At 70.4% G+C, this 22,458-nt stretch carries 22 protein-coding genes and 1 riboswitch; of the genes, 7 read left to right on the forward strand and 15 right to left on the reverse strand.

Annotated features, from left to right (window positions below; genetic code table 11):
- Window positions 1-95 precede the first annotated feature (95 nt).
- From ASG12_RS12300 to ASG12_RS12315, 4 genes are read left to right on the forward strand one after another with little or no spacing between them, the layout of a single operon-like run.
- The gene (locus tag ASG12_RS12300; RefSeq protein WP_235456722.1) at window positions 96-1,229 is read left to right on the forward strand and encodes a polyprenyl synthetase family protein; all 1,134 of its coding nucleotides are present in this window, start codon (window positions 96-98) and stop codon (window positions 1,227-1,229) included.
- Window positions 1,230-1,243: 14 nt separating this feature from the next.
- Entirely contained in the window at window positions 1,244-2,764 is a 1,521-nt protein-coding gene (gene crtI, locus ASG12_RS12305; protein WP_235456724.1) for a phytoene desaturase family protein, read from the forward strand.
- Window positions 2,761-4,359: an alpha-(1->6)-mannopyranosyltransferase A gene (locus ASG12_RS12310; protein WP_443089092.1), complete on the forward strand. Its 1,599-nt coding sequence runs from the start codon at window positions 2,761-2,763 to the stop codon at window positions 4,357-4,359. The genes crtI and ASG12_RS12310 overlap by 4 nt, the downstream gene beginning before the upstream one ends.
- Window positions 4,356-5,258: a phytoene/squalene synthase family protein gene (locus tag ASG12_RS12315; RefSeq protein ID WP_055789920.1), complete on the forward strand. Its 903-nt coding sequence runs from the start codon at window positions 4,356-4,358 to the stop codon at window positions 5,256-5,258. Before ASG12_RS12310 ends, ASG12_RS12315 begins: the two co-directional genes overlap by 4 nt.
- 6 nt (window positions 5,259-5,264) lie before the next feature.
- Here the strand turns inward: ASG12_RS12315 and ASG12_RS12320 are convergent, their stop codons facing one another.
- Complete coding sequence (locus ASG12_RS12320; protein ID WP_082501942.1) at window positions 5,265-6,146, reverse strand: cutinase family protein; 882 nt, start codon at window positions 6,144-6,146, stop codon at window positions 5,265-5,267.
- A 43-nt stretch (window positions 6,147-6,189) separates the two neighbouring features.
- Window positions 6,190-6,555: an Rv2175c family DNA-binding protein gene (locus ASG12_RS12325; protein WP_055789926.1), complete on the reverse strand. Its 366-nt coding sequence runs from the start codon at window positions 6,553-6,555 to the stop codon at window positions 6,190-6,192.
- Window positions 6,556-6,665: 110 nt separating this feature from the next.
- Here ASG12_RS12325 and ASG12_RS12330 point away from each other — a divergent pair, with 110 nt between their 5' ends.
- On the forward strand, window positions 6,666-7,904 hold the full coding sequence (locus ASG12_RS12330) for a protein kinase domain-containing protein (protein WP_055789929.1): 1,239 nt from the start codon (window positions 6,666-6,668) through the stop codon (window positions 7,902-7,904).
- A 99-nt stretch (window positions 7,905-8,003) separates the two neighbouring features.
- On the opposite strand, the gene ASG12_RS12335 is transcribed toward ASG12_RS12330, so the two are convergent.
- Both ASG12_RS12335 and ASG12_RS12340 read right to left on the reverse strand, forming a co-directional pair.
- Window positions 8,004-9,404, reverse strand: coding sequence for a class II 3-deoxy-7-phosphoheptulonate synthase (locus ASG12_RS12335; RefSeq protein ID WP_055789933.1), 1,401 nt, complete (start codon window positions 9,402-9,404; stop codon window positions 8,004-8,006).
- Window positions 9,405-9,456: 52 nt separating this feature from the next.
- A complete protein-coding gene (locus ASG12_RS12340) occupies window positions 9,457-9,939 on the reverse strand; it encodes a polyadenylate-specific 3'-exoribonuclease AS (RefSeq protein ID WP_055789936.1) in 483 nt (160 codons plus the stop codon).
- Window positions 9,940-9,972: 33 nt separating this feature from the next.
- Here ASG12_RS12340 and ASG12_RS12345 point away from each other — a divergent pair, with 33 nt between their 5' ends.
- Window positions 9,973-11,214 (forward strand): glycosyltransferase 87 family protein, encoded by a 1,242-nt coding sequence (locus ASG12_RS12345; protein WP_055789939.1) that lies wholly within the window; start codon window positions 9,973-9,975, stop codon window positions 11,212-11,214.
- Here ASG12_RS12345 and ASG12_RS12350 read toward each other — a convergent pair.
- The 11 genes from ASG12_RS12350 to ASG12_RS12400 all read right to left on the reverse strand — a co-directional run bounded on the left by ASG12_RS12350 (window position 11,136) and on the right by ASG12_RS12400 (window position 20,370).
- On the reverse strand, window positions 11,136-11,858 hold the full coding sequence (locus ASG12_RS12350; RefSeq protein WP_045823095.1) for a lysophospholipid acyltransferase family protein: 723 nt from the start codon (window positions 11,856-11,858) through the stop codon (window positions 11,136-11,138). The two genes, ASG12_RS12345 and ASG12_RS12350, sit on opposite strands and share 79 nt — an antisense overlap.
- A 69-nt stretch (window positions 11,859-11,927) precedes the next feature.
- On the reverse strand, window positions 11,928-12,905 hold the full coding sequence (locus ASG12_RS12355) for an ROK family protein (RefSeq protein ID WP_055789943.1): 978 nt from the start codon (window positions 12,903-12,905) through the stop codon (window positions 11,928-11,930).
- Complete coding sequence (locus ASG12_RS12360) at window positions 12,902-13,282, reverse strand: hypothetical protein (RefSeq protein WP_055789946.1); 381 nt, start codon at window positions 13,280-13,282, stop codon at window positions 12,902-12,904. The genes ASG12_RS12355 and ASG12_RS12360 overlap by 4 nt, the downstream gene beginning before the upstream one ends.
- A 101-nt stretch (window positions 13,283-13,383) precedes the next feature.
- Window positions 13,384-14,529: an ArsA family ATPase gene (locus ASG12_RS12365; RefSeq protein WP_055789949.1), complete on the reverse strand. Its 1,146-nt coding sequence runs from the start codon at window positions 14,527-14,529 to the stop codon at window positions 13,384-13,386.
- A 23-nt stretch (window positions 14,530-14,552) separates the two neighbouring features.
- Entirely contained in the window at window positions 14,553-14,990 is a 438-nt protein-coding gene (locus ASG12_RS12370) for an SRPBCC family protein (protein ID WP_055789952.1), read from the reverse strand.
- Window positions 14,991-14,994: 4 nt separating this feature from the next.
- A complete protein-coding gene (locus ASG12_RS12375) occupies window positions 14,995-15,408 on the reverse strand; it encodes a hypothetical protein (protein ID WP_055789955.1) in 414 nt (137 codons plus the stop codon).
- Window positions 15,409-15,519: 111 nt separating this feature from the next.
- The gene (locus tag ASG12_RS12380) at window positions 15,520-16,638 is read right to left on the reverse strand and encodes a glycosyltransferase family 4 protein (RefSeq protein WP_055790800.1); all 1,119 of its coding nucleotides are present in this window, start codon (window positions 16,636-16,638) and stop codon (window positions 15,520-15,522) included.
- 14 nt (window positions 16,639-16,652) lie between these two features.
- A complete protein-coding gene (locus tag ASG12_RS12385; protein WP_055789958.1) occupies window positions 16,653-17,987 on the reverse strand; it encodes a hypothetical protein in 1,335 nt (444 codons plus the stop codon).
- A 2-nt stretch (window positions 17,988-17,989) separates the two neighbouring features.
- Window positions 17,990-19,048, reverse strand: coding sequence for a C40 family peptidase (locus tag ASG12_RS12390; protein ID WP_156378078.1), 1,059 nt, complete (start codon window positions 19,046-19,048; stop codon window positions 17,990-17,992).
- Between the two features lie 175 nt (window positions 19,049-19,223).
- Window positions 19,224-19,817, reverse strand: a complete 594-nt coding sequence (locus ASG12_RS12395) for a C40 family peptidase (protein WP_055789961.1) — start codon at window positions 19,815-19,817, stop codon at window positions 19,224-19,226.
- A gap of 15 nt (window positions 19,818-19,832) precedes the next feature.
- Window positions 19,833-20,032, reverse strand: a riboswitch (cyclic di-AMP (ydaO/yuaA leader).
- Window positions 20,033-20,142: 110 nt separating this feature from the next.
- Entirely contained in the window at window positions 20,143-20,370 is a 228-nt protein-coding gene (locus ASG12_RS12400; protein WP_156378079.1) for a hypothetical protein, read from the reverse strand.
- A 284-nt stretch (window positions 20,371-20,654) separates the two neighbouring features.
- Here ASG12_RS12400 and ASG12_RS12405 point away from each other — a divergent pair, with 284 nt between their 5' ends.
- Complete coding sequence (locus ASG12_RS12405) at window positions 20,655-22,415, forward strand: DEDD exonuclease domain-containing protein (protein WP_082501945.1); 1,761 nt, start codon at window positions 20,655-20,657, stop codon at window positions 22,413-22,415.
- Window positions 22,416-22,458 lie beyond the last annotated feature (43 nt).

The following is a 22,458-nucleotide window of genomic DNA, read 5'->3' on the forward strand; positions in this document are numbered from 1 at the left end:
ATACGGTGGGCGTCCCCGCCTGCGACGTGGCCGGATCGTCGGGTCGGTAATGTCGAGGTCATGGTGTGCACCGGTGAGACCCGCGGGGGAGATCGGTGACCGGTGCGCCGGGCGCCGAACTCGCCGTCACCCCGACCGACGGCGACCGGGTGCCGGTGTCGTTGCGTGACGTACCGGCCGCGGCCGAGGCCCGGCTGCGTCGGGTCTTCGCCACTCGCCGCGAGCAGACGGCGGCCATCGCGCCCGAGGTCGCCGACCTGACCGACCTGATCACGACGTTCACCCTGAGCGGGGGCAAGCGGGTCCGCCCGGTGTTCGCGTGGTCGGGATACCGGTGTGCCGGCGGCGTTCTCGACACGTCCGACGCCGTCGCCGCGCTCGATCTGTGCGCGGCACTCGAACTGATCCAGGCGTGCGCGCTGATCCACGACGACGTGATCGACCTGTCGGACACCCGGCGCGGCAACCCGACCGTGCACCGGTCGGTCACCGCGACCCATCGCCACCGGTCGTGGTCCGGCGACGCCGACCACTTCGGCATGTCGACGGCGATCCTGCTGGGTGACCTGGCCTTGAGCTGGGCCGACGACCTCGTCATCGCGGCAGATCTCGGTCCCGGCATCCGCACGCGGATCGGTCCGGTGTGGTCGGCGATGCGCACCGAGGTCCTCGCCGGACAGATCCTCGACGTCGTCGGTGAGGCGGGTGACGACGAATCGGTCGACGCCGCGTTCCGCGTGATGCGTTTCAAGACCGCCGGGTACACCGTGGCCCGACCGTTGCAGCTCGGTGCCGTCGCCGCCGACGCCCCTGACGACCTGGTCGCGACGTTGGGACAGGTGGGCGACGGCCTGGGTATCGCCTTCCAGCTCCGCGACGACCTGCTGGGCGTGTTCGGCGACCCCGAGCGGACGGGCAAGCCGTCCGGCGACGACCTCGTCGCGGGCAAACGCACCGCGCTGCTCGCCCTGGCCCTGCAGAACGCCGACGCCGACGCCCCGCGCGTCGCGGCCGAACTCCGCGGCCTCGTCGGGCGTCCGCTCGACGAGCGCGAACTCGACCGGGCGCGCGCCATCCTGCACGACGTCGGCGCCGTGCGTGCCGTCGAGGACCACATCACACGCCTCGTCGACGAATCGGTCGACATCCTCTCCTCGGCTCCTGTCGAGGCAACGGCGCGTGAGGAATTGGTGGCGTACGCCACCGCTATCGCCGGGAGGCGCATGTGACCGGAGACCGTAGGGTGACCGGGCCCGTCGAGCACGTCGTCGTGGTGGGGGCGGGCCTGTCCGGGCTGTCGGCCGCGCTGTATCTGCGCGGTCAGGGCGTGCGCGTCACCGTGGTGGAGGCCCAACACACACCGGGCGGACGGGTGCGCACCGAGAAGCTCGGCGATTCGCTGTTCGACACCGGCGCATCGGTGTTGACGATGCCGTCGCTCATCGAGGCACCGCTGGCCGCCGTCGGTGTCTCGGCCGCGAGTGCGCGGGCCATGCTCGACCTGATCCCGCTCGACCCCAGCTATCACCTGCGCTACGCCGACGGCACTGACTTCGCCGTCCCGCGCGACACCGACGAGCTCGCCACCGCGATCGGCAAGACGTTCGGTCCCGAGCAGGAGTCGGGATACCTCCGCCTGCGCAGCTGGCTGCAGCGGCTCTACGACGTCGAGTTCGACGACTTCATGGACCAGAACACCGACGGCCTCCTCGATTACGTGACCACACGCCGGATGCGCACCGGCGTCAAGGATCTCGTCACCATCGGCGCCGTGCGGCGACTCACCCCCGCGATCAACCGGTTCGTCACCGACAGCCGACTGCAGCGGGCGTTCACCTTCCAGGCGCTCTACGCGGGCGTCCCACCGTCGCAGGCCCCGGCCATCTACGCCGTCATCTCCCACATGGACATCGGTATGGGAGTCTCCTATCCGCGAGGCGGCATGGGGCGTGTCGGTGCGGTGATGGCGCATGCACTCACCGAGGCCGGCGGCAGCGTCGTGTACGACACCCCGGTGCAGTCGGTCCGTGTCGACCGCACCGCACCGGGTGGACCGCGTGCGGTGGCCGTCGTGACCGACAACGGTGAGATCGACTGTGACGCGGTGGTGATGACGACCGACACCCCCGTCACCGACCGACTGCTGGCCCACGCCGGGGCTCCGACACGGCGACGTCGTATCCGGCACTCCCCCAGCGCCGTGGTCGCGCACCTGCGGGTACCCGCCGACCTCACCGCGGTCTGGCCCGGCGGTCACCACACCATCGACTTCGGCGACGCGTGGACGGAGACCTTCCGCGAACTCACCGCGCGCTCGGGTCGTCTGATGACCGACCCGTCGCTGCTGATGAACCGGCCCGCGATCAGCGATCCCGGCAACTTCGTCGTCGACGGCATGGAGTCGGTGACCGTGTTGGCGCCGTGCCCGAACCTCGACAGCGCCGACCTGCCGTGGGCCGCGCTGGCCGGACCCTATGTGGCCGAGACCCTCTCGGTCCTGGAGAGCCGCGGCTACCGCGGCATCGCCGAGCACGCGGAGATCATGCGCATCGACGACCCGGGCGTGTGGGCACGGGCGGGGATGTCGGCGGGCACACCGTTCGCGGCGGCGCACACCCTGTCGCAGACGGGACCGCTGCGCACCCGCAACCTGTGGCCCGGCGCGGTGAACGTGGTGCTGGCGGGCAGCTCGACCGTCCCCGGCGTCGGCATCCCGCCGGTGCTGGTGTCGGGTCGCCTCGCCGCCGAGCGCATCACCGGGTGAGCCCGGTGTCCGCCGACGCGGTGACCGCCGCGACGCCGCCCCCCGCCGGCCTGCGGCGACCAATCGTCGCGTCCCTGCGGCTCGGTCTCGTGGGGTCGATCCTCGTCACGCTGGGCAGCTACGGGGTCGGCGACATCCCCCGCGCGAACACGTGGCTGCAGGATGTGTCGATGGCGTGGGTCACCTACGGGCACGGGAAATCGGTTGCCGGTCTGCTGTTCTGGGCCGGCGTGGCGCTCATGGTGTGGGCCTGGATCCGACTGGGGCGGGCATTCCTGGCGCACCGGTCCGACGCCCACGTACCCGACACCGACGGCGCCCCCACCGACGACGGGGCGGTCGACGAGCAGGTGCCGGGGTTGCGCTGGTGGGCCGCGGCCTGGGCCCTGCCGTTGATGCTGGCGGTCCCGGTGTACAGCCGCGACGTGTACGCCTACCTGGCCCAGGCCGCGCTGCTACGGGACGGATTGAACCCCTACACCGACGGACCGGCCACCTCCCCTGGACCCCTGCTCGACTCGATGGCGCAGGTGTGGGCGACCACCACCGCGCCGTACGGCCCGTTCTTCGTCGAGATCGCCCGCGGGGTCACCGAGATCACCGGCGACAACCCGGTCGCCGGGGTGTTCGCGATGCGTCTGGTGATGCTGCCCGGGTGGCTGCTCGCGATCTGGGCGGTGCCCGCGCTCGCACGCCGCCTCGGACGCGATCCGCGTATCGCACTGTGGCTCGCGGTGTTCAACCCCATGCTCGTCATCCATCTCGTCGGCGGACCGCATGTCGAGATGCTGATGGCGGGGCTCCTGGTCGCCGGGGTCGCGCTGGTCGTCGCGCGACGGCACGTCGTCGGGTTGCTGGTGGTGGCCGTCGCGGTGTCGATCAAGATCACCGCGGGCATCGCCGTCCCGTTCGTGCTCTGGATCTGGTTGGCGCACATCCGTTCGCAGCGCGCTGTGCGCCCGCGCGACGTCGTCGCGATCGTGGCGTCGATCGTCGCGATCACCGGGGCGGTGTTCGCCGTCGCGACCGTGGTCGTCGGGCACGGTCTCGGGTGGTTGACGGGCCTGGGTTACGCCGACCGGATCGTCAACTGGCTCACCATCCCCACTGCCGTCGCCCACCTCGTGACGCTGGTGGCGGCACCGTTCACCGCGCTGCCCCTGCCCCCGGTGCTCTCCGTCGCGCGCACCGTCGGCGCCGTCGCACTCGCGGTGATCCTGGTCGCGACGTGGTGGCGGTTCCGCCACGACGAGCGGACGGCGGTCGTGGGGATCGCGGTCGCGATGGTCGCGGTGCTCGCACTCGAACCGTCCACGCTGCCCTGGTATTACAGCTGGGCGCTGGTCTTCGCCGGCGCAGCACTGCTCGGCCGACGGTCGCTCGCCGCGATCGTCGCGGCATGCACCCTCCTGCTGATCGTGTTCCAGCCCGACGACTCGATCCTGCTCTACGAGCCGGTCGACCTCCTGGTCGCGGCGGCGATCGCCGGATTCGCGGGCTGGTCGCTGGTGCGGAAGGATTCATCGCGATCACGGATTCTCGTACGACCGCACCGCCGGACCGGGCAGAGGTCACCATCGACAGGAGTGTCATGACCGTCGCCGAGCGCACCGAGCGCGGTTACCTTCGCGGACTCGAGGCAACCGCGACACACGGTCGGACCTACTACCTCGGCACGCGGTTGCTCCCGGCAGACCGCCGCCGAGGCGTCTACGCGCTCTACGGCTTCGCCCGCATGGTCGACGACATCGTCGACGTACCCGGCCACCCCGACCCGGTCGGCGGTGTCGACGCGATCGACGCGCAGCTGTCCCGCGCTCTGCGACCCGATCCGACCGACGACCTCTCCGACGTCGACGAGGTGGTCCTGGCCTTGGCCGACACCATCGCCCGTTTCGACATCCCCGAGTCGTACTTCACCGCATTCCTGGCCTCGATGCGGATGGATCTCCCGCAGAGCGCACTGTTCCGGTCGCGGTATCGCACCTTCGCCGAGATCGGTGAGTACATGTGGGGGTCGGCCGCGGTCATCGGTCTGCAGATGCTGCCCATCATCGGCACACTCGACCCCGACGCGGCCCGCGAACCCGCCATCGCGCTCGGCGAGGCGTTCCAGCTCACCAACTTCATCCGTGACATCGGCGAGGACCTCGACCGGGACCGGATCTACCTCCCCACCGACGAACTCGCGTCGTTCGGGGTCGACGAGGCGATGCTGTTCGAGGCCCGCAGGACCGGTGTCACACCACCGGAGGTGCGCCGCGCGTTGGCACACTGCATCGCGGTGACGCGCGCCCGCTACCGCGACGCCGAGCCGGGCATCGCGCTGATCGATCCCCGCAGCCGACCGGGTATCCGCGCAGCGTTCGAGCTCTATCGGGACATCCTCGATCGCATCGAGGCCGTCGACCATCAGATCCTCGACCACCGTGTGGTGGTACCGAACCGTCGTCGGGCGCGCCGCGCCCTGGGGGCGCTGATCACGCGACGCTGACGCAGGTCAGCGGGTCGACGCGCTGCGCAGGTAGTCGCGCAGTACGGCGACCGCCTCCTGCATCTCGGTCCGCGGCGATGCGGGGCGTCCCGCCGCCGGCACGTACCGCAGTCCGTCGCGCAGATAGTTCACGTGCTGTTGCCCCAGGAGATCGGCTCCGGGACCGAAGCCGCACACCGGGTCACCGCCGTGGCACAGCGACCACCGGGCGATGCGCGCAAGCCGGTAGTAGGAGTCGGCGCCGATGTTGTCGACACCCGAGACCGCGGCGGTGGCGTCGGTGCGCCAGATTCCCGTGCCCGTCGAACCGGCACCGTGGACACCGTCTCCTCCGGGGATCTGCAGGGGGTCACCGAACAGCATGACCGCACCGACCACGCCGCGCGGCGCCAACCTCCGGGCGACCGTGCGCACCACTGCGGCGCCCTGGGAGTAGCCGAGCAGGACCGCCGTCGGACGGCAGCCGGGGCCGCCTGCGGCCGCCGCCCTGTCGTATCGGTCGATGAGAGCCGAGACCCCCGAGGCGATCGACACGCCGAAAGACCGGTTGCGCGTGCCGTTCTCGATCGACACCGCCTGGTAGCCGGGACCGGTGGTCACCACGGGCACCCCGGCGATGTCCGCGGGCGCCCCGGAGTAGGTCGCCGCCAGCAGGGTGTGGAACAGCGGACCCTCGTAGCCGTCGGAGACGACCCGCCCGTAGCGCTGGGGCGCCAGGACCGGGTCACCGCTGCCCCGCGCGGGCATCACGACCGCGGCCGGACAGGCCGACGGCGTCGCAGGTGGACTCTGTGCGCTCACCGTGGGCGGAACCCCGACCATCCCGGTCACCACCATGAGCGCCGAACCACCGAGCGCCAGCACCGCCCGCCGAACCGCTGAGATCATGGTCGTGATGATGCCCCAGCCGCGGCGTCGCGTGCGATACGGGTCAGAACCCGAGTGCCTGGGCCCGCCGGATCATCTCGCGGGCGGAATGCCCGTGCAGCGCGCGGGCCGGGTACTCGCCCAGATCGTCGTGGACGGTGAACAGCCACCGCATGACCCCGTCGCGGTCGAAACCACCGTCGTAGAGCACGGCGATGAGTCCGGTGAGGTGCTTGGCGATGCCGTCGTCGTCGAAGAACACCTCGGGGATCATCGGCTGGCCCTCGACGTTGACCGCCAGCAACTCGTGCTCGGCGACCATCGTGCGGATCTTTCCCGCCGAGAGCCCGAGGCGCCCGGCCGCACCGGAGATGTCGAGCAGGGGCTCGCCGTCGGGCAGGTCGACAACGGTCATCGGAAGGGAGGCCACGCGGGAGACCCTACCGAAACGTGACGTCGGCACCACCACGCCTGCACGGGTGACACACCTGCGGCTCGCTAGGCTGATCGGATGGACACCGCAGAGATGGGCGTGCGCACGTGAGTGCCGTTCGCGACGTCCTGCTGGGCGCGCGGCTCGAACGCCGCTACCGGATCGATGCGCTCATCGCGCGCGGTGGCATGTCGAGCGTCTACCTCGGGATGGATCTGCGCCTCGACCGGCCGGTCGCGGTGAAGGTGATGGATCCCCGGTACAGCGCCGATCCACAGTTCCTGTCGCGGTTCGAGTTCGAGGCACGCTCGGTGGCCCGTCTCAAGGATCCCGGTCTGGTGCCGGTCTACGACCAGGGCGTCGACGGCGAATACGCCTTCCTCGTGATGGAACTCGTCGAGGGCGGGACACTGCGGGAGTTGCTCACCGAGCGCGGGCCCATGCCCCCGCACGCGGTCGCGGCCGTGGCGGTGCCGGTGCTCGGCGGACTGGGCGCGGCGCACGCGCACGGTCTCGTCCACCGCGACGTCAAACCCGAGAACGTGTTGATCTCCGACAGCGGGGACGTGAAGGTCGTCGACTTCGGCCTGGTGCGCGCGATCGCCGCGGCGGGCATCACCTCCGACAGCGTGATCCTCGGTACGGCGGCCTATCTGTCGCCCGAGCAGGTGGAGTCGGCCGATTCCGACGCCCGCAGCGACATCTACTCGATGGGCATCCTCGTCTACGAGATGCTGACCGGGACAACACCGTTCACCGGCGACACCTCGCTCGCGCTGGCGTACGCGAGGTTGCACCGCGACGTCGGACCGCCGAGCCGGGTCATCGCCGGGGTGCCGCGGGAGTTCGACGATCTCGTGCTGACGGCGACCGCCCGCGATCCCGCGGCACGTTTCGCCGACGGCGACGACATGCTCGACGCCCTCGAGTCGATCATCGACGACCTGCGCCTGCCGCCGTTCACCGTTCCCGCCCCGACACGGTCGGCCGAGCGCGAGACCGTGGTCGCCTATCGCAACGGCCGCGACCCGGTGGCCCCGCCGGCCCCCCGAGGACCCGTGCCGCGCACCGACACCCGGATGATGGACTCGGGCCCGGTCGGTCCGCCGCCGACCTCGCGCACACGCTTCGACGACCGGGATGATCCGCGCGACGACCCTCGGTTCGACGGTCCACGGTTCGACGACGAGGACCGCGCACGTCCCCGCCTGGCCGCGCACGCCGCGGAGTTCGCCGAGGCCCGCCTGCGGGCACGCCGTCGGGCACGGCTTCTCACCGTGGTGATCGCGATCCTCGCGATCGCCATGGCCGTCGGCGGCTGGTGGCTCGGAACGCAGTTCGCCTGAGCGCGCCTCGCGTACACAGATCGCACCGCTGAGGCCCGGCGAGTGGATAGTCCACGCGCCGAACGTCATCGGTGTGAGTTGTGGACGGACGGATCGGCCTCAGCCGCGCAGCATCTCCGCGACGAGGAACGCCAGCTCCAGTGACTGCTGGGTGTTGAGTCGCGGGTCGCAGGCGGTCTCGTAGCGGCCGGCCAGGTCGAGGTCGGAGATGTCCTGTGCGCCACCGAGACATTCGGTGACGTCCTCGCCGGTGAGCTCGATGTGCACGCCACCGGGGTGTGAGCCCAGGGCTCGATGGACCTCGAAGAACCCCTGGACCTCGTCGACGATCCGGTCGAAGTGCCGTGTCTTGAACCCGGTCGACGCCTCGTGGGTGTTGCCGTGCATCGGATCGCACTGCCAGATCACCTTGTGGCCGGTCGCCTCGACGGCCGCGACGATCGGCGGCAGCACGTCGCGCACGGTGCCGTTGCCCATCCGCGCCACCAGCGTCAGACGACCGTCGACGCGGTGCGGGTCGAGGCGCTCGACGTATTCGACGGCCTGCTCGGGCGTCGTCGTCGGGCCGATCTTCACACCGATCGGGTTGGCGATCAGCTCCGCCAGCGCGATGTGCGCCCCGTCGAGCTGGCGGGTCCGCTCACCGATCCACAGGAAGTGGGCGGACAGATCGAACAGCACCGGGTCGCCCTCGGGGTCGGCGGGGTTCTCGGCCAGACGCAGCAGGCCGCGCTCGTAGTCGAGCACCAGTGCCTCGTGGGAGGCGAAGATGTTGGCCGACTCCAGATTCGAGTCGCGCACCTCGCAGGCGTCCATGAAGCGCAGGGCCCGATCGATCTCGGAGGCCAGCGCCTCGTAGCGGGCACCGGCGGGCGAGGTCCGCACGAACTCGCGGTTCCAGTCGTGGACGCGATGCAGATCGGCGAGGCCCGCACCGGTGAGGGCGCGCACCAGGTTCATGGCGGCGCTCGCGTTGGCGTATGCGCGTACCAGGCGTGACGGATCGTGGGCGCGAACCGCCTCGTCGGCGACGAACCCGTTGACCATGTCGCCGCGGTACGACGGCAGACCGAGGGCATCGGTGTTCGACGACCGGGGCTTCGCGTACTGCCCGGCGATGCGGGCGACCTTCACCACCGGCATGCTCGCGCCGTAGGTGAGCACCACGGCCATCTGCAACAGGGTGCGGATGTTGCCCTTGATGTGCGGTTCGGTGTTGTCGACGAAGGTCTCGGCGCAGTCGCCGCCCTGCAGCAGGAACGCCTCACCGCGCGCGACCTGGGCCAGCTGGCCCGAGAGGCGGTGCACCTCCTCGGGCATACAGATCGGCGGCACGCTCTCGAGCACGGTGCGCATCGCTCGGGCCTTGTCCTCGGGCCAGCTCGGCTGCTGGAGCGCGGGCCGTTCGAGGGCCGCCGCGAAGCGATCGGCCAGAGCACCGGGAAGCGGGGGCAGCTCGGGCAGTTCGTCGAGGGGTACGTCTACGGTCCAGTTCACCACCGGGCCAGCTTAGTGCCCGCACTCGGCGGCCCCTCCCGCGGTCGTGCGCAGGTCAGGCGGTGAGCTCGCTCATGGCCTTCCATCGGGCCAGATTGTGTCTCGCGTCGACGAGGGCGTCGTGGGCGTCGGCGGGCGACGGCGGCAGCGGCGGACGCCCGAGCGCCTCCCAGTGCTGGCGGAGCTCGCGGGTGAAACGCGGGATCGGCCGGGGCAGCGCCGTCATCGATCCCCAGAGCTGACACAGCACGACGTGGTCGTAGGCCCCGATCCACGCCCACAGTTCGATGTCGCCACCTGAGGCGGTCAAGAAGTTCAACAGATCGTCACGTATCTGTCGCCTGCTACGCCACACCTTCGACGACGGCGACGGCAAGTGTGGCAACACATGAGCCCTGACCCAGTCCCCGGCGCGCTCGGGATCGAACTCCGAGGAGACCGCGTAGAACTCCCGACCGTCCTCGGCGACGACACCGATCGAGACGAGCTCGATGGTTCGTCCGTCTTCGATGAACTCGGAGTCGTAGAAGAAGCGCATTCGGAAAAGCCTAGGCGTATCGCGGCGCGCGCGGTGACGGCCGTGGTCGTCGTGGCGTTCGCCGCGACCGCACTCCTCCGGGTGGTCGGTATGCCGCTGACCCATTCGTTCGGCGACTTCGCGCGCATCGACATCGACGTGTACCGGCTCGGGGCACAGCTGTGGCGTAACGGTGGATCGTTGTACGCCGCGGGGTCGATGCCGTTCACCACCGACGGGATCTGGCTGCCGTTCACCTATCCCCCGTTCGCGGCCCTGTCGTTCCTGCCGTTCACCGTGGTGCCCCTGGTGGTCGCGGGCGCGGCGATCGCGCTCGCGACCGTCGCGGCGACGGTGGTCGTGTCCCGCATCGTCGTCACCCGACTCGAGATCGGACCCGCCACCCGCCGCGGGACGATCGCCCTCGCGGTCGCTACCGCTGCGCTGTGGACCAACCCCTACTGGATGACACTCGGCTTCGGACAGGTCAACGTCGTGCTGATGATGCTCGTCGCCGTCGATCTGCTGGTGCTGCCGACCGATTCCCGGTGGCGTGGAACGTTGATCGGCGTGGCGGCGGCGATCAAGCTGACGCCGCTCGCGTTCGTGCTGTTCCTGATCGTGCGACGCGAGTGGCGGGCGACGTCCCGCGCGATCGGCACGTTCATCGGCCTGGCCCTGCTGGGACTGGTGTGGGCGCCGGTGGATTCGGTGCGTTACTGGGGCCACACCGTCTTCCACACCGATCGCATCGGCGACCTGTCCGGCGGTATCAATCAGAGTGTCAACGGATTCTGGATCCGGGTGCTCGGTTGGTCCGGACCGGCCGAGCAGGTGGTGTGGGCTCTGTCGGTGGTCGCGTTGACCGCGCTCGCCGTCATGGCACTGCGACACTGCGACCGCCTCGGCGGTGAGGTACTCGCGGTGTCGGTGGTCGCCGTGTGGGCGGTGATGGTCTCACCCACGTCGTGGGCGCATCACTGGGTGTGGGCGGTCCCGGCGATCATCGCGTTGGCCGTGGTGGCGACGCGTACCGACGACCGACTGGTGCGGCGTTCGTACGCTGCGCTGGCCGGCGTCGGCGCGGTGGTGATGGCGGCAGGACCGTTCCAGTTCCTGCCCGTCCACTCCTCGCGCTGGTCGGCGGTCGAGGCGGTCGCGGGCAACGCGTACTGCCTGTGGGGACTCGTGGTCCTCGTGACGATCGTCGTCGTGGGTCAGGCGGCGGGTTCCGACCGCTCCCCCGGGATCGCCGGCGCGGCACCCTCAGGGGCGTTCTTCAGACTGGCGGCATAGATGTCGACGTACTTCTGACCGCTCAGGCGCATCAGCTCGTACATGATCTCGTCGGTGACCGCACGCTCGATGAAGCGGTTGCCGTTCATGCCCTCGTAGCGCGAGAAGTCCAGTGGCTTACCGATCTTCACCGTGATCTGCGCCCGCCGGGGGATGGTGGTGCCGGGCGGGTTCAGCTTGTCGGTGTTGATCATCGCGACCGGGATCACCGGTACGCCGGTCTCCATGGCGATGCGAGCGAGACCGGTCTTGCCCTTGAACAACCGTCCGTCGGGTGAGCGCGTGCCCTCGGGGTACATGCCCATCAACTCACCGGACTCGAGCTTGCGGCGCGCGGAGATCAGCGCGTTCTCCGCGGCGTCGGCGCCGCTGCGATCGATCGGGATCTGGCCGACCGCGGTGAAGAACCACCGCTGGAAGCCGCCCTTGAGGCCGGTGCCGGTGAAGTACTCGCTCTTGGCGAGGAAGTAGATACGCCGCGGGACGGCCATCGGGAGGTAGAAGCTGTCGACGACGGCGAGATGATTGCTGGCGAGGATCGCCGGGCCGCGCGACGGGAGGTTCTCGAGACCCTCGACGCGGGGTCGACCGACCAGCTTGAGGACCGGCCCCAACAGGACGTACTTGAACAGCCAGTACCACATACCCCAGCAACTCCGATCGACCCGACGTGCCCCGAATCCGCAACCACTCGCGACTGCGGACGACTCTACTCACCCGTGCAGTACGGGGACACCGTCGGCAAGATCGGATCTGGCGACAGCGGCGGCACCGATCATCCCGGCGGCCTCGCCGAGTTGGGTGCTGCGGATGCGGGCCAGTCGTCGGTGACCGCTACCGGTCACCATGGCGCCGTAGTGTTCGCGCGCCTCGTCGAGGAAGAGACCACCGGCCGCACCGACACCGCCGGCCAGCACGATGAGATCGGGATCGAAGATGTCGGCGATCATCGCCATGCCCTGACCGAGCCATCGGGCGAAGTCGGCGAACGCCGCCACCGCCACCGGGTCGCCGTCATGCGCGGCGGCAGCCACCCGTCGCCCCGTCAGCGAACCGGGGTCCTCGGCGATCTCGCGCGCCAGGGCACTCGTGGGCACCCTTCCGTCGGCGACGATCTCGACGACGTTGTCGACGAGAGCCGTTCCGCTGCAATATCTCTCCCAGCATCCGCGTTTGCCGCACGAGCAAGGACGGCCGTCGACGACGACCTGCAGGTGGCCGAGCTCGGGCGCCACACCGTGGCTCCCACGATAGATCTCCCCATCGAGGAGGAACCCGACCCCGATACCGGTACCGATGGCGAGAACGATGGTGTTGTGGCCACCCGCGGCGGCACCGAAGCGGCGTTCGGCGATGGCGGCGGCGTTCGCGTCGTGTTCGCAGGACACGGGAAGCCCTGTGCGGCGAGACATCTCGGCCGCGACGGCGGTCTCGCGCCAGGGCAGGTGCGGCGCGAAGCGGACCACCGAGCGGTCCGGGGTGAGGAAGCCGGCGATCGCGAGGCCCACCGCCACCACCTCGGACCGCGACCGCAGCCGGTCGACCATGTGGTCGAGACACTTCTCCAGCGCCCACGCGGTGGCGGGTGTCTGGGCGCGTGCGGTGTCGACGATCTGACCGCGTTCGTCGACCACCGCGGCGCGGATGCTGGTGCCGCCGATGTCGATCCCGATGGTCAGATCGCCGGTCACAACTGCGGCTCCCCGGTCTCGACCTCGACGGTGATCGGCACGAACCCGGTCGTGTGGGCCGGTCGGGTCGAGGCGGTGCGTTGTGCGCGTTCACCGACGGCCTCGGTGAGGCCCGCCGAGATCGCCTCCAGCACGGCGATGGCCGCGGCGATGAGGCGGTTCACGATGTCACCGATCTCGGCGATCATCTGGTCGACGGCCTGTCGGATGGCCGGACCGAGGTCGGCCGACGCCCGCTCCCCGTGAGCGACGGGTCCTCCGTCACGATCGCTGATGGCGGTGGTCGCGAACTGTTCGATCCGATCGAGCATCGCGAGGACGAGTGCACGCATCGGATCCGCGTCGGGAGGTCTCTCCCCGCGGGCCGATTCGTCCATTCCATCTCCCTGGCGTACTCGCCGACACGTGTCGGCAGGACACGCGTCATCTCATCGGTCATCGTCCTCGCCGGTCCCACTGGCCCCGACGACGGCGGATGTCAGTCGACACCCTGCCCGGTCCGGGGCCACACCGCAGGATCGGGCTGGAACCGGATGTTCAGCATGCCATCCTCCCATCGGGCGTCGGTCACCGTGCACCGGCGCAGGACCGACGGCAGCGACACGCGGTGGCGGACGCCGCTCAGCGTGACCAGCAGGTCGTCGCCGCTGCGGCCGAGGGCGAGCGATCGCGGATCGGGCAACGGTTGCCGCCACGAGAGCCGATAGGTCGCGGTCACCCCGGTACCGGTGAGGTGTTCGACCTCGGCCGCGCGACTGCCCACCGCGAGACCCGGCGCGTCGGAGACCACGACACCCAGTTTGCGCAGGGCGGCAACGGTGCGTGGCGGCGTCGGGAGTGCCGCGACGCCGGCGACGTGAACACCGTCGCGCGGCGGCGTGGTGTCGATGTCGGCCGTCGATTCGGCGGAGGCGACACCGGGGTTGCGGACGACCTCTGTGGTGACGATGCCCATGAGGTCGAGCACGGCGACGTGACGGTGCGCCATCTCGGTGCCGTGGATTCCGGTCGGGACGACCACGTGCGCGTGTACGCAGGTCGGGTCGACGAGGAGGTCGACGATGTCGAGACAGTCGGCCACCAGTGCATCGATCACGGCCGCGCCACCGGTGAGTCGGGGATTCTCGGCCGCGCCGGCCAGTCGTCGGTGGCGGGGCCAGAGACGCTCCACGTAATCGGCGACCATCGCCGGGATTCCGAGGAAACCCAGCGCGTCCATCTCGCCGGAGCAGTCGAGCACGATCCGCGACCACCGACCGGAGACGGCCTCGTCGCGGATGCGTCGCCAGGCCAGGAGTTCGGCGACACCGGGCAGCCCTGTCAACTCCTCGGGGTCGATGTCGCCGAGGCCCTCGGTGACGGCGCCGCCGGCGAGGGAGACCGGGGCCCGCAGACCCGACCAGGCCTCACCCAACAGTGCGAGGGTGTCGATCTCGAGCAGTGCCGCGCCCTGTGAGATCGGAACGGCAACGCCCGGAGTCGAATACACGCCGAACACACGGGACGCCTGACGAAACCGGTCGAGGGTGATCAGGAGAGCGCGTCCGTCGGAGCCTCCCCGCACCGGCCCGACTGCGGCCGCCGCGGCGATGGTCGACACACCCGCTCCCCCCGGTCCCAGCACGAGGTGGACCGGCGCCAGATCGATCAGCCCTCGACTCGCTTCTTGAGTTCCTTCAGCGCGACATCGGTGATCGCCTTCTCCGCGCGCCGCTTGAGAGCCCCGATGATCGGTATCGCGAGGTCGACCATCAGCTCGTAGGTCACCTTCGTCGAGCCCGAGGTCTGCTGGACGAGGGAGTACCGACCCTGTTGGGCGGTCTGGAGTTCGCTGCTGATCAGATCCCACTCGACCGCGTCGCCGGCGGGCGCCCAGGTGTAGGACAACTCGTAGGTGTCGCGCAGGACCCCCGCGTCGAGGCGGAAGCGCACCTGCTTGGCGCGCTGACCGTCGCCGGGGTCGGTGATGGTGACCTCGTCGGCCGCCGACACCCATTCGGGGTAACGCGCGAAGTCGGCGATGACCGCCATGATCGCCTCGGCGTCGGCGTTGATGACTATCGATTGTTCGGTGCGGTCGGCCATCGACTCACCCTCTCCCCACGGCCGGTTCCCCGGCCGCTCGTCCGGCTTCGAGGCGGTCTTTCACCTCGGTGGACATCGCGCGTCCGGCGACGCGTCGACGATGGTTGGCCGACGCCAGCCATGCAGCGCGGCGGCGCGCGGAACGCTCGGCGACACCGTCGTCGGTCTCGGCGGGTTCGGCGTGCATGAAGTAGTGCAGGACGAAACCGTCGAGCACCTCCTCGAGCCAGACCTCCATGGTGCCGTTCGCACCGCCGGAGATCGACCACCGCATCCCCTGTTCCACACGGTCCTCGACCACCGTGAGGTGCAGGTCGGGCCACCATCGACGCCAGCGGGACCGGTCGGCGATGACGTGAGGGGCGTCGTGTGGCGACGCGGCGACGAACGTCTCGTCGGCCACCTGGATGCTGCTCACCGCACTAGCTTCACACATCGACCTCGGCGCACACACCGCAGAGTGCATCATCGGCGCGGCCGTCCGCGACCGGTCTGCGCGACCTCGTGCATCGGTTCGCGGTCCATCGTCCTACAGCAGCTGCATCAGTCGCGCGGCCATGGAATCCCACTGCCATTCGGACACAACGACATCGCGTCCCGCCGCGCCCATCGAGGCGGCGTGCGGCCGATCGGAGAGGATCGCGCAGATCGCCAACCCGACGGCTGCGACGTCGCGGCCGTCCACCACGGTGCCGGTCACGCCCTCGCGCACGGTCTCGGGTGCACCGCCGGAATCGCCGGCGACGACCGGCACACCGCACGCCGAGGCCTCGAGGAACACGATGCCGAGCCCCTCCACGTCGAGTCCGCCCCCGCGGGTCCGTGTCGGCATGGCGAAGACGTCGGCGGCCGCGTGGTAGGCCGGTACGTCCTCCGACGCCACCGATCCGGTGAACACCACGTGCTCGGCGACTCCCGCCTCGCGGGCCCTGCGTTCGAGCGTCTCGCGATACGGCCCGCCGCCGACGATGAGCAGCCGGGTGCCGGCAACGTTGCGCCGGATGTCGGCGAGCGCGTCGATCAGGACGTCCTGCCCCTTGCGCGGGACCAGTCGTGACAGACACAGCACCACCGGCGCGTCACCGAGATCGTGACGGTCCCGGATGCGTTCGCGCGCAGCGCGATCGGGCACGAAACGCCGACTGTCGACCCCGGGGGGCAGGTGTTCGAGCGCGGCGTCGGCGCCGAAGGCGGCGGCGAAACGATTGCGGGTGTAGCGACTGACGTAGGTCACCACGTCGGCGTGGGAGCCGATGTGGCCGAGCACCTGGCGGGCCACGGGGAGCATCGACCACCCCACTTCGTGGCCGTGTGTGCTGGCCACGATCCGCCGTGCGCCACCGGCGCGGAGATGGGGCGCGAGCACCGCCAACGGTGCCGCCGCGCCGAACCAGACCGTGTGGATGTCGTGTTCAGCGATGAGGGCGCGGGCCCGTCGCGCGACCGCGGGGGTCGGGAGCATGAGGCTGGTGCGGTGGCGGACCACGGTGAACGGTTGTGCCGCATCGAACGCCTCGCAGTCCCGCCAGCGCGGCGCGTAGACGACGATGTCGCGCGCGGGCATCCGCTCCACCAGGTTCAGCAGATACGACTGGATTCCGCCGGCACGCGGCGGGAAGTCGTTGGTGACCAGCAGGGTTCGGTTCATCGATCGCTCGCGCGTCACCGTCGGGCGGCGTCGCGCAGCCACTGCTGCCAGCCGGAGATGACCGCGGCGCCGGGACCGCCGAGAGCGGCGGTCATGGCCTGCGCCTGTTGGGCGGGGGTGCTGGGCCCGCCCGCGAGAGACAGATAGAGCTTCTTCAAATCGGCGGCGCCGTGGGTCTGCGCCACGTAGGCCGCGAACGACCATGCGGTCTGATACGCGACCGGCGCCCCGGCCCCGGACACCGTGAACGCGTCGTCGGCGGGCAGGCCCGTCGGCACCGATCCGGCCGCGACCTCGGCCATCAGGTCTGGCGCGGCGTCGCTGATCGACCGAAAGGTGCCCGCACGTCCGACGTACTCCGCGACCCCCTCGGTCACCCAGGTCGCGGCGGTGGGTTTGGTCGAGGTGCGGGCGGCGACGTGGGTCAGTTCGTGTCGCAGCACCACGTCGAGTGCGGGGCCGGGCAGACCCGTGATCGCGCCGGGGGTGAACACCACCTGCTGGCCCACCGTGTATCCGCCCACGGCGTCGTCGGAGGCCGAGACGGTCGCGGCCGCAGCAGCGCTCGCATCGGCCGGCGCACTGCGCGACAGGGCGGAGAAGGCCGTGGTGGAGTCGGTCGCGACGACGACGGTGCGACGCGGCCAGTCGGGCCCCCAGAACGCCGAGACCGCGGCGACCGCTCCCGGCATCGCCGACTGCAGGCGGGCCCCCAACGCCCGGCTGCCCGGGAAGTCGAGCACCACGGACTGCTTGCCGCCGGTCGCGACGCGACGTGCGGCCACGCCCGGGAAGTCGAAGAACTGCGGCGGAGGGGCGGCGGAGGTCCCCAGCAGCGGTCCCGCCTGGCCGACGATCTTCCAGTCGTCGCCGTAACGCGCGAACACGAGCGGGTCGGTGACGGTGACCGGCGGTTCGTCGACACCGGACAGGGCGTACCGCAGCACGGTGGGGACGACCCAGGAGTCGGAGCTTCCCGCGTCGTCGAGTCGGGACTGGACCGCCTCGGGGAGGAGTTGTTCACCCAGACCGCCGGAGCTGGACGGGTCGATGCGGTAGTCGAGCGTGGAGAGACCCACGTCGTGGATGGCGGTGCCCTCGGCCACGAGGGTCTGGCGGAACGCCGGGGCGGCGGTCACGTCGACCAGTGCCCCGATCGCGGTCGCGTCGCCGGCTCTCTGCGCCGCGCTCAGCTTCGCCAGAGTCGCCCGCACACCGTCGGTGCGCTGTTGTTCGAAGACGTTCTGTGTCTGCGACGTCGGTGCGGCGCTGTCGGCACCCCCGTCACCGCAGGCGGCCAGGACCAGCAGTGCCACCGCGATCGGCACCGCACCCCATCGGCGCGTCACCGTCAGTAGCGCCGGGCGGAGTTGTACGGGCCGGCCTGGTCGATCGGTACGACCTTCACCGGGACACCGAAGGTCGAGGCATGCACCACGTACCCGTCACCGACGTACATGCCGACGTGGGTGGCATCCGGATAGTAGATGATCAGGTCGCCGGGCCGCAGATCACCACGGGCGACCGGCTTTCCCCCCGAGAGCTGGGATTCGCTCGAGCGCGGCAAGGTCTCCCCGGCCTGCTTGAACGCCCACACCATCAGTCCCGAGCAGTCGAACTGGGTCGGACCGGTGGCGCCCCACACGTACGGGTCGCCGATGCGGGTGAGTGCGGCCTGCACCGCGACGACGGCTGCGGCGGTGCCCTTGGGGATCAGCGACGGATCGAAGTCGATGTTCGGTCCGCGCAGAGCGGCGAGTTGCTTGCCGGTGAGCGACTCGTAAATGGCCTTGACCTGGGCGATCTGCAACTGCAGGTCGCTCTGTTTGGCCTGCAGGTCGCCGCGGGTCTTGTCGACGGCGGCGAGTGCCTTGGCGGCGGAGTCGCGAGCGCTGACGGCCTCGGCGCGCGCCGCGGTCGCCGACGCGCTCGCCTTCTTGTAGGCCCGCAGGTCGGCCGACGTCTGCCGCGACACCATCTCGAGGCCGGACATCTGGTCGAGCAGAGACTGCGGGGAATCGGAGACGAGTACGGCGTAGAGACGGTTGACGCGCGCTCCGCGGTAGCTGGCACGCACGAGCGCGTCGACGCGGTTCTGGAGTTCGTCGAGTCGGGACGAGAGTCCGTCGAGGGTGGCGGTGGCCTTCGCGGCACGGGCATCGGCGGCGGCGACATCGCGACGTCGCTGGCCGAGCTGCTCCTCGGCGCGGTGCATCGCCTCGGCCGACTGCTCGGCCTCGCGTCCGAGGGAGGTGTAGCGGGTCAGCAGTTGATCGGGCGAGCGGGGTGCGGGCTCGGCGCCCGCCGGTGTCGCGAGGGTGACGGCGAGGACCAGGGCGACCGCGAGCACGAGGATCATCTGGACCACCGAGATCGCACGCGCCATCACGTTGTCACTCACCACACGCATTCGTCGACTCACCACTTCCACCACACCGGTTCCCGGTTTCACGTCACCCGAGGGGCAGTCCGCACAACCGGGAGGAGATCAGCGCCCCCCGCCGTCCGCCGGGAAGGATACGGGTCGCCGAACCCCCGCGAGGGGTGTTCGGTGACAGCCGGATCGCCCGACGACCGGATGTCGCTCAGTAGCGACGAGCGGCGTAGAAATCCATCGACTTCAGGCTGGCCTTCTGCACAGGAACACCTTCGGTGCTCGAGTGCACGATGGTGCCGTTGCCGATGTAGAGACCGGCGTGCGAGCCGCCGTTGAAGATGACCACGTCGCCGGGGCGCAGGTCGCTCTCCGCCACGGGGCGCCCGCCGCCGAGCTGTCCGTAGCTGTCACGCGGGATGGTCTTGCCGGCCTGCTTGAACGACCAGTAGACGAGACCGGAGCAGTCGAAGGCCCGGGGGCCCGCGGCGCCGTAGACGTACGGCGAGCCGATGCGCGTGAGTGCGGCCGATGCGGCGCGCTGACCGAGAGCGCCGTTGCGTCCGAAGAGATCGGGCGACGACTCGGGGCCGTTCGGCTTCGGCTTGGCCTTGAACTGCGGTGGGATCTGGTTCTCGGTGATGCCGGGGATCTCGAACGTCCCGATGCCGGGGACGGTCACCGGGGCGGCCAACGCGGGTCCTGCCCCCATCGCCACGGTGCCCAGGGTGATCGAGCCTGCGATCACTGCTCCTCGCGCCGTCTTGAGACCGGTGCTGGGCTGTTCCAAACGATGTTTCGCCACGAAGCGAGTTCTCCTCATATCTTCCTCGACCGCCTACCGGGTTAGCTGTCGGATTCGGGCCGGAAGACTGGCCCTACCCCCGTGACGACGCGCGGACGTGCGAGATCTGATCCCGACCGGCCACTCGAACACACGGAGGATTCACCCCGATCGGACTGCGTCCGAAGTGATGGTTCCCCGATTCGCCCCAGAGGGCGATTGAGCGGTGACCTCGCGATCCGCGACTTGGCGTCGCGGGACACCCCGCAAGGTCTCGGAAAGGTTACGAAACCGTACGTCGATCTGTCCACCGGAACACGAGTTCGGCGCGTTGCCGCGTGAAAGGTCAGCCGGCGCGCAGTTCTCGCACGTCAGCGAGGTGCTGCGAGTCCTGACCACGCGTTTCGGTGACGATCGGTTCGCGTCGTGCCGACGGGCCGACGAGCCCCAGTCCGATGAAGACCTCGACGGCGTCGCGGACCGCGTCGACGTCGAGCGCAGCCGGCTGCGGCACCGAGCGCAGACCATCGGTGCTGTTCACCGCAGTGGGCAGTCCGACGAACACGGTCATCATGCAGCCGTCGCAGGACCGGGGACGGCCGGGGCACGTGGCGCAGTCGATGTGCATTGTGATCTCCATCTCATTTGTGCCGGGAGGGCGTTCAGGCGGAATGCAACGGCGTCGAGCTGTCCGATCCGCGGTCTTTCACCGGTGTCAGCCGGTATGACGGGGACGCTAGACACCCCCTCCGACAACACGACCTCCCTCAGGGGTCGGGCGTCGTTGTCGGGGTATCGAACTAACGTTCGCCTCATGCGTCACCCTCATCACATGGGCCCCGCCGAATCGACGACGTCGTGACCGCCTCCGACGTCGACGACCGCGGTGTGCAGCTGGCCTTCGACGAGATCGGCGAGCTCGGCAACGACACCCCGCTACGGGAGACGACCTTCGTGGTGGTGGACCTCGAGACGACCGGCGGCAGCGCGAGCGCCGACCGCATCACCGAGATCGGCGCGGTCAAGGTGCGCGGCGGGGAGATCCTCGGCGAGTTCGCCACGCTGATCGATCCGGGGTGCGCCATCCCCCGGCACATCGTCGCCCTCACCGGCATCACCGAGGCGATGGTCTATCGGGCCCCGCAGATCGAGGAGGTGTTGCCCGCATTCCTCGAGTTCGCCGACGGGTGCGTTCTCGTGGCGCACAACGCCCGCTTCGACACCGGCTTCCTCCGCGCCGCCGCGGCGGCCCAGGGCCGTCCGTGGCGGTTCCGTCGCGTGCTGTGCACCGTCACCCTCGCCCGACGGGTGTTGCCGCGCGACGAGGCGCCGACGGTGAAGCTCTCCGCCCTCGCCCGCCTGTTCGCCGTCGGCACCACCCCGACGCACCGCGCCCTCGACGACGCGCGCGCCACCGTCGAGGTGATGCACGCCCTGTTCGAACGGGTGGGCAACCTCGGCGTGCACACCTATCGCGAACTCGTCGAGTTCCTGCCGGGGCTCACCACCGCCCAGCGCGCGAAACGCACCATCACCGACGGTCTCCCGGCACGGCCCGGGGTCTACCTCTTCCGCGGACCCTCCGGTGAGGTCCTCTACGTCGGCACCGCCACCGACCTGCGCCGCCGCACGCGGCAGTACTTCACGGGCTCGGAGACACGGCCGCGGATGCACGAGATGATCTCGCTCGCCACCCGGGTCGACCACGTCGAGTGCGCTCACCGCCTCGAGGCCGGGGTCCGGGAGCTGCGACTGCTGGCCGCGCACGCACCCGCCTACAACCGCCGTTCCAAGACGCCGCACGCAGGCTGGTGGGTGGTGCTGACCGACGAGGCCTTCCCCCGCTTCACGGTGAGCCGCCGCCCCGGCGAGGTGTCGGTGGGTCCGGTGCGGGTGCGCTCCGACGCCGCCGCCCTGGCCGACCTCGTGGCCGACGTGTGCGGGTTACGGACGTGCACACGGCGGATCGGGGCGTCGGGTCGGCACTCCTGCGGGCTGACCGATGCCGGCCGACGACCGGTCGGCGGGTGTCGCGGCGCCGGTGCCGAACCGGTGAGCGCCGAGGACTACGCCCCGATTGCGGCCCGCGCCCGGGCGGTCCTCCTCGGCGACGACGACTCGCCGCTCGAGTCGGTGCTGGACCGCCTCGAGGTCCTCGCCGCCGCCGAGATGTTCGAGACCGCGGCCCGCCTGCGCGACCAGCTGTCGACGACTCTGTCGTCGCTCGAGCGCTGCCAGCGACTGGCGTCGCTGTGCGCGATCGCCGAGCTGGTCGCCGCGCGGTCCGACGGCGCGGGCGGTTGGGAACTCGCGGTGATCCGCCACGGCCGACTCGCCGCGGCGGGTGTCGCCGTGCGCGGGGCCCCACCGGTCGCGATCGCCGAGGCGTTGGCGGCGTCGGCCGAGACGGTGGTACCCGGCCCCGGACCGCTGCGCGGCGCGGCATCCGAGGAGGCGGCGCTGGTGCACGCGTGGCTCGTGACGCCGGGTACCCGGATCGTCTGCAGTACCGATGGTTTCGTGATGCCGGTGCGGTCGACGGCGCGGTGGTCGCAGTGGCGTGATCGTGCGGGCGTCGCGCGGTCCCGATCGCGGGAACTGCTCTCGCTGGCGGGCTGATCGTGCTGTCGCGGCCGTTCGGGGTCCTCCGCGCCATAGACTC

Origin of the sequence: Williamsia sp. Leaf354 (assembly GCF_001424365.1) — a bacterium.
Lineage (GTDB): Bacteria > Actinomycetota > Actinomycetes > Mycobacteriales > Mycobacteriaceae > Williamsia_A.

What these genes read in the sequence shown, in the direction of transcription:
- ASG12_RS12315 (WP_055789920.1), top strand. Translation starts at nt 4,356, where the DNA reads ATGACCGTCGCCGAGCGCACCGAGCGCGGTTACCTTCGCGGACTCGAG.
- ASG12_RS12320 (WP_082501942.1), bottom strand. Translation starts at nt 6,146, where the DNA reads ATGATCTCAGCGGTTCGGCGGGCGGTGCTGGCGCTCGGTGGTTCGGCG.
- ASG12_RS12340 (WP_055789936.1), bottom strand. Translation starts at nt 9,939, where the DNA reads ATGCGCTTCTTCTACGACTCCGAGTTCATCGAAGACGGACGAACCATC.
- ASG12_RS12350 (WP_045823095.1), bottom strand. Translation starts at nt 11,858, where the DNA reads ATGTGGTACTGGCTGTTCAAGTACGTCCTGTTGGGGCCGGTCCTCAAG.
- ASG12_RS12360 (WP_055789946.1), bottom strand. Translation starts at nt 13,282, where the DNA reads ATGGACGAATCGGCCCGCGGGGAGAGACCTCCCGACGCGGATCCGATG.
- ASG12_RS12370 (WP_055789952.1), bottom strand. Translation starts at nt 14,990, where the DNA reads ATGGCCGACCGCACCGAACAATCGATAGTCATCAACGCCGACGCCGAG.
- ASG12_RS12380 (WP_055790800.1), bottom strand. Translation starts at nt 16,638, where the DNA reads ATGAACCGAACCCTGCTGGTCACCAACGACTTCCCGCCGCGTGCCGGC.
- ASG12_RS12390 (WP_156378078.1), bottom strand. Translation starts at nt 19,048, where the DNA reads ATGCGTGTGGTGAGTGACAACGTGATGGCGCGTGCGATCTCGGTGGTC.
- ASG12_RS12400 (WP_156378079.1), bottom strand. Translation starts at nt 20,370, where the DNA reads ATGATGACCGTGTTCGTCGGACTGCCCACTGCGGTGAACAGCACCGAT.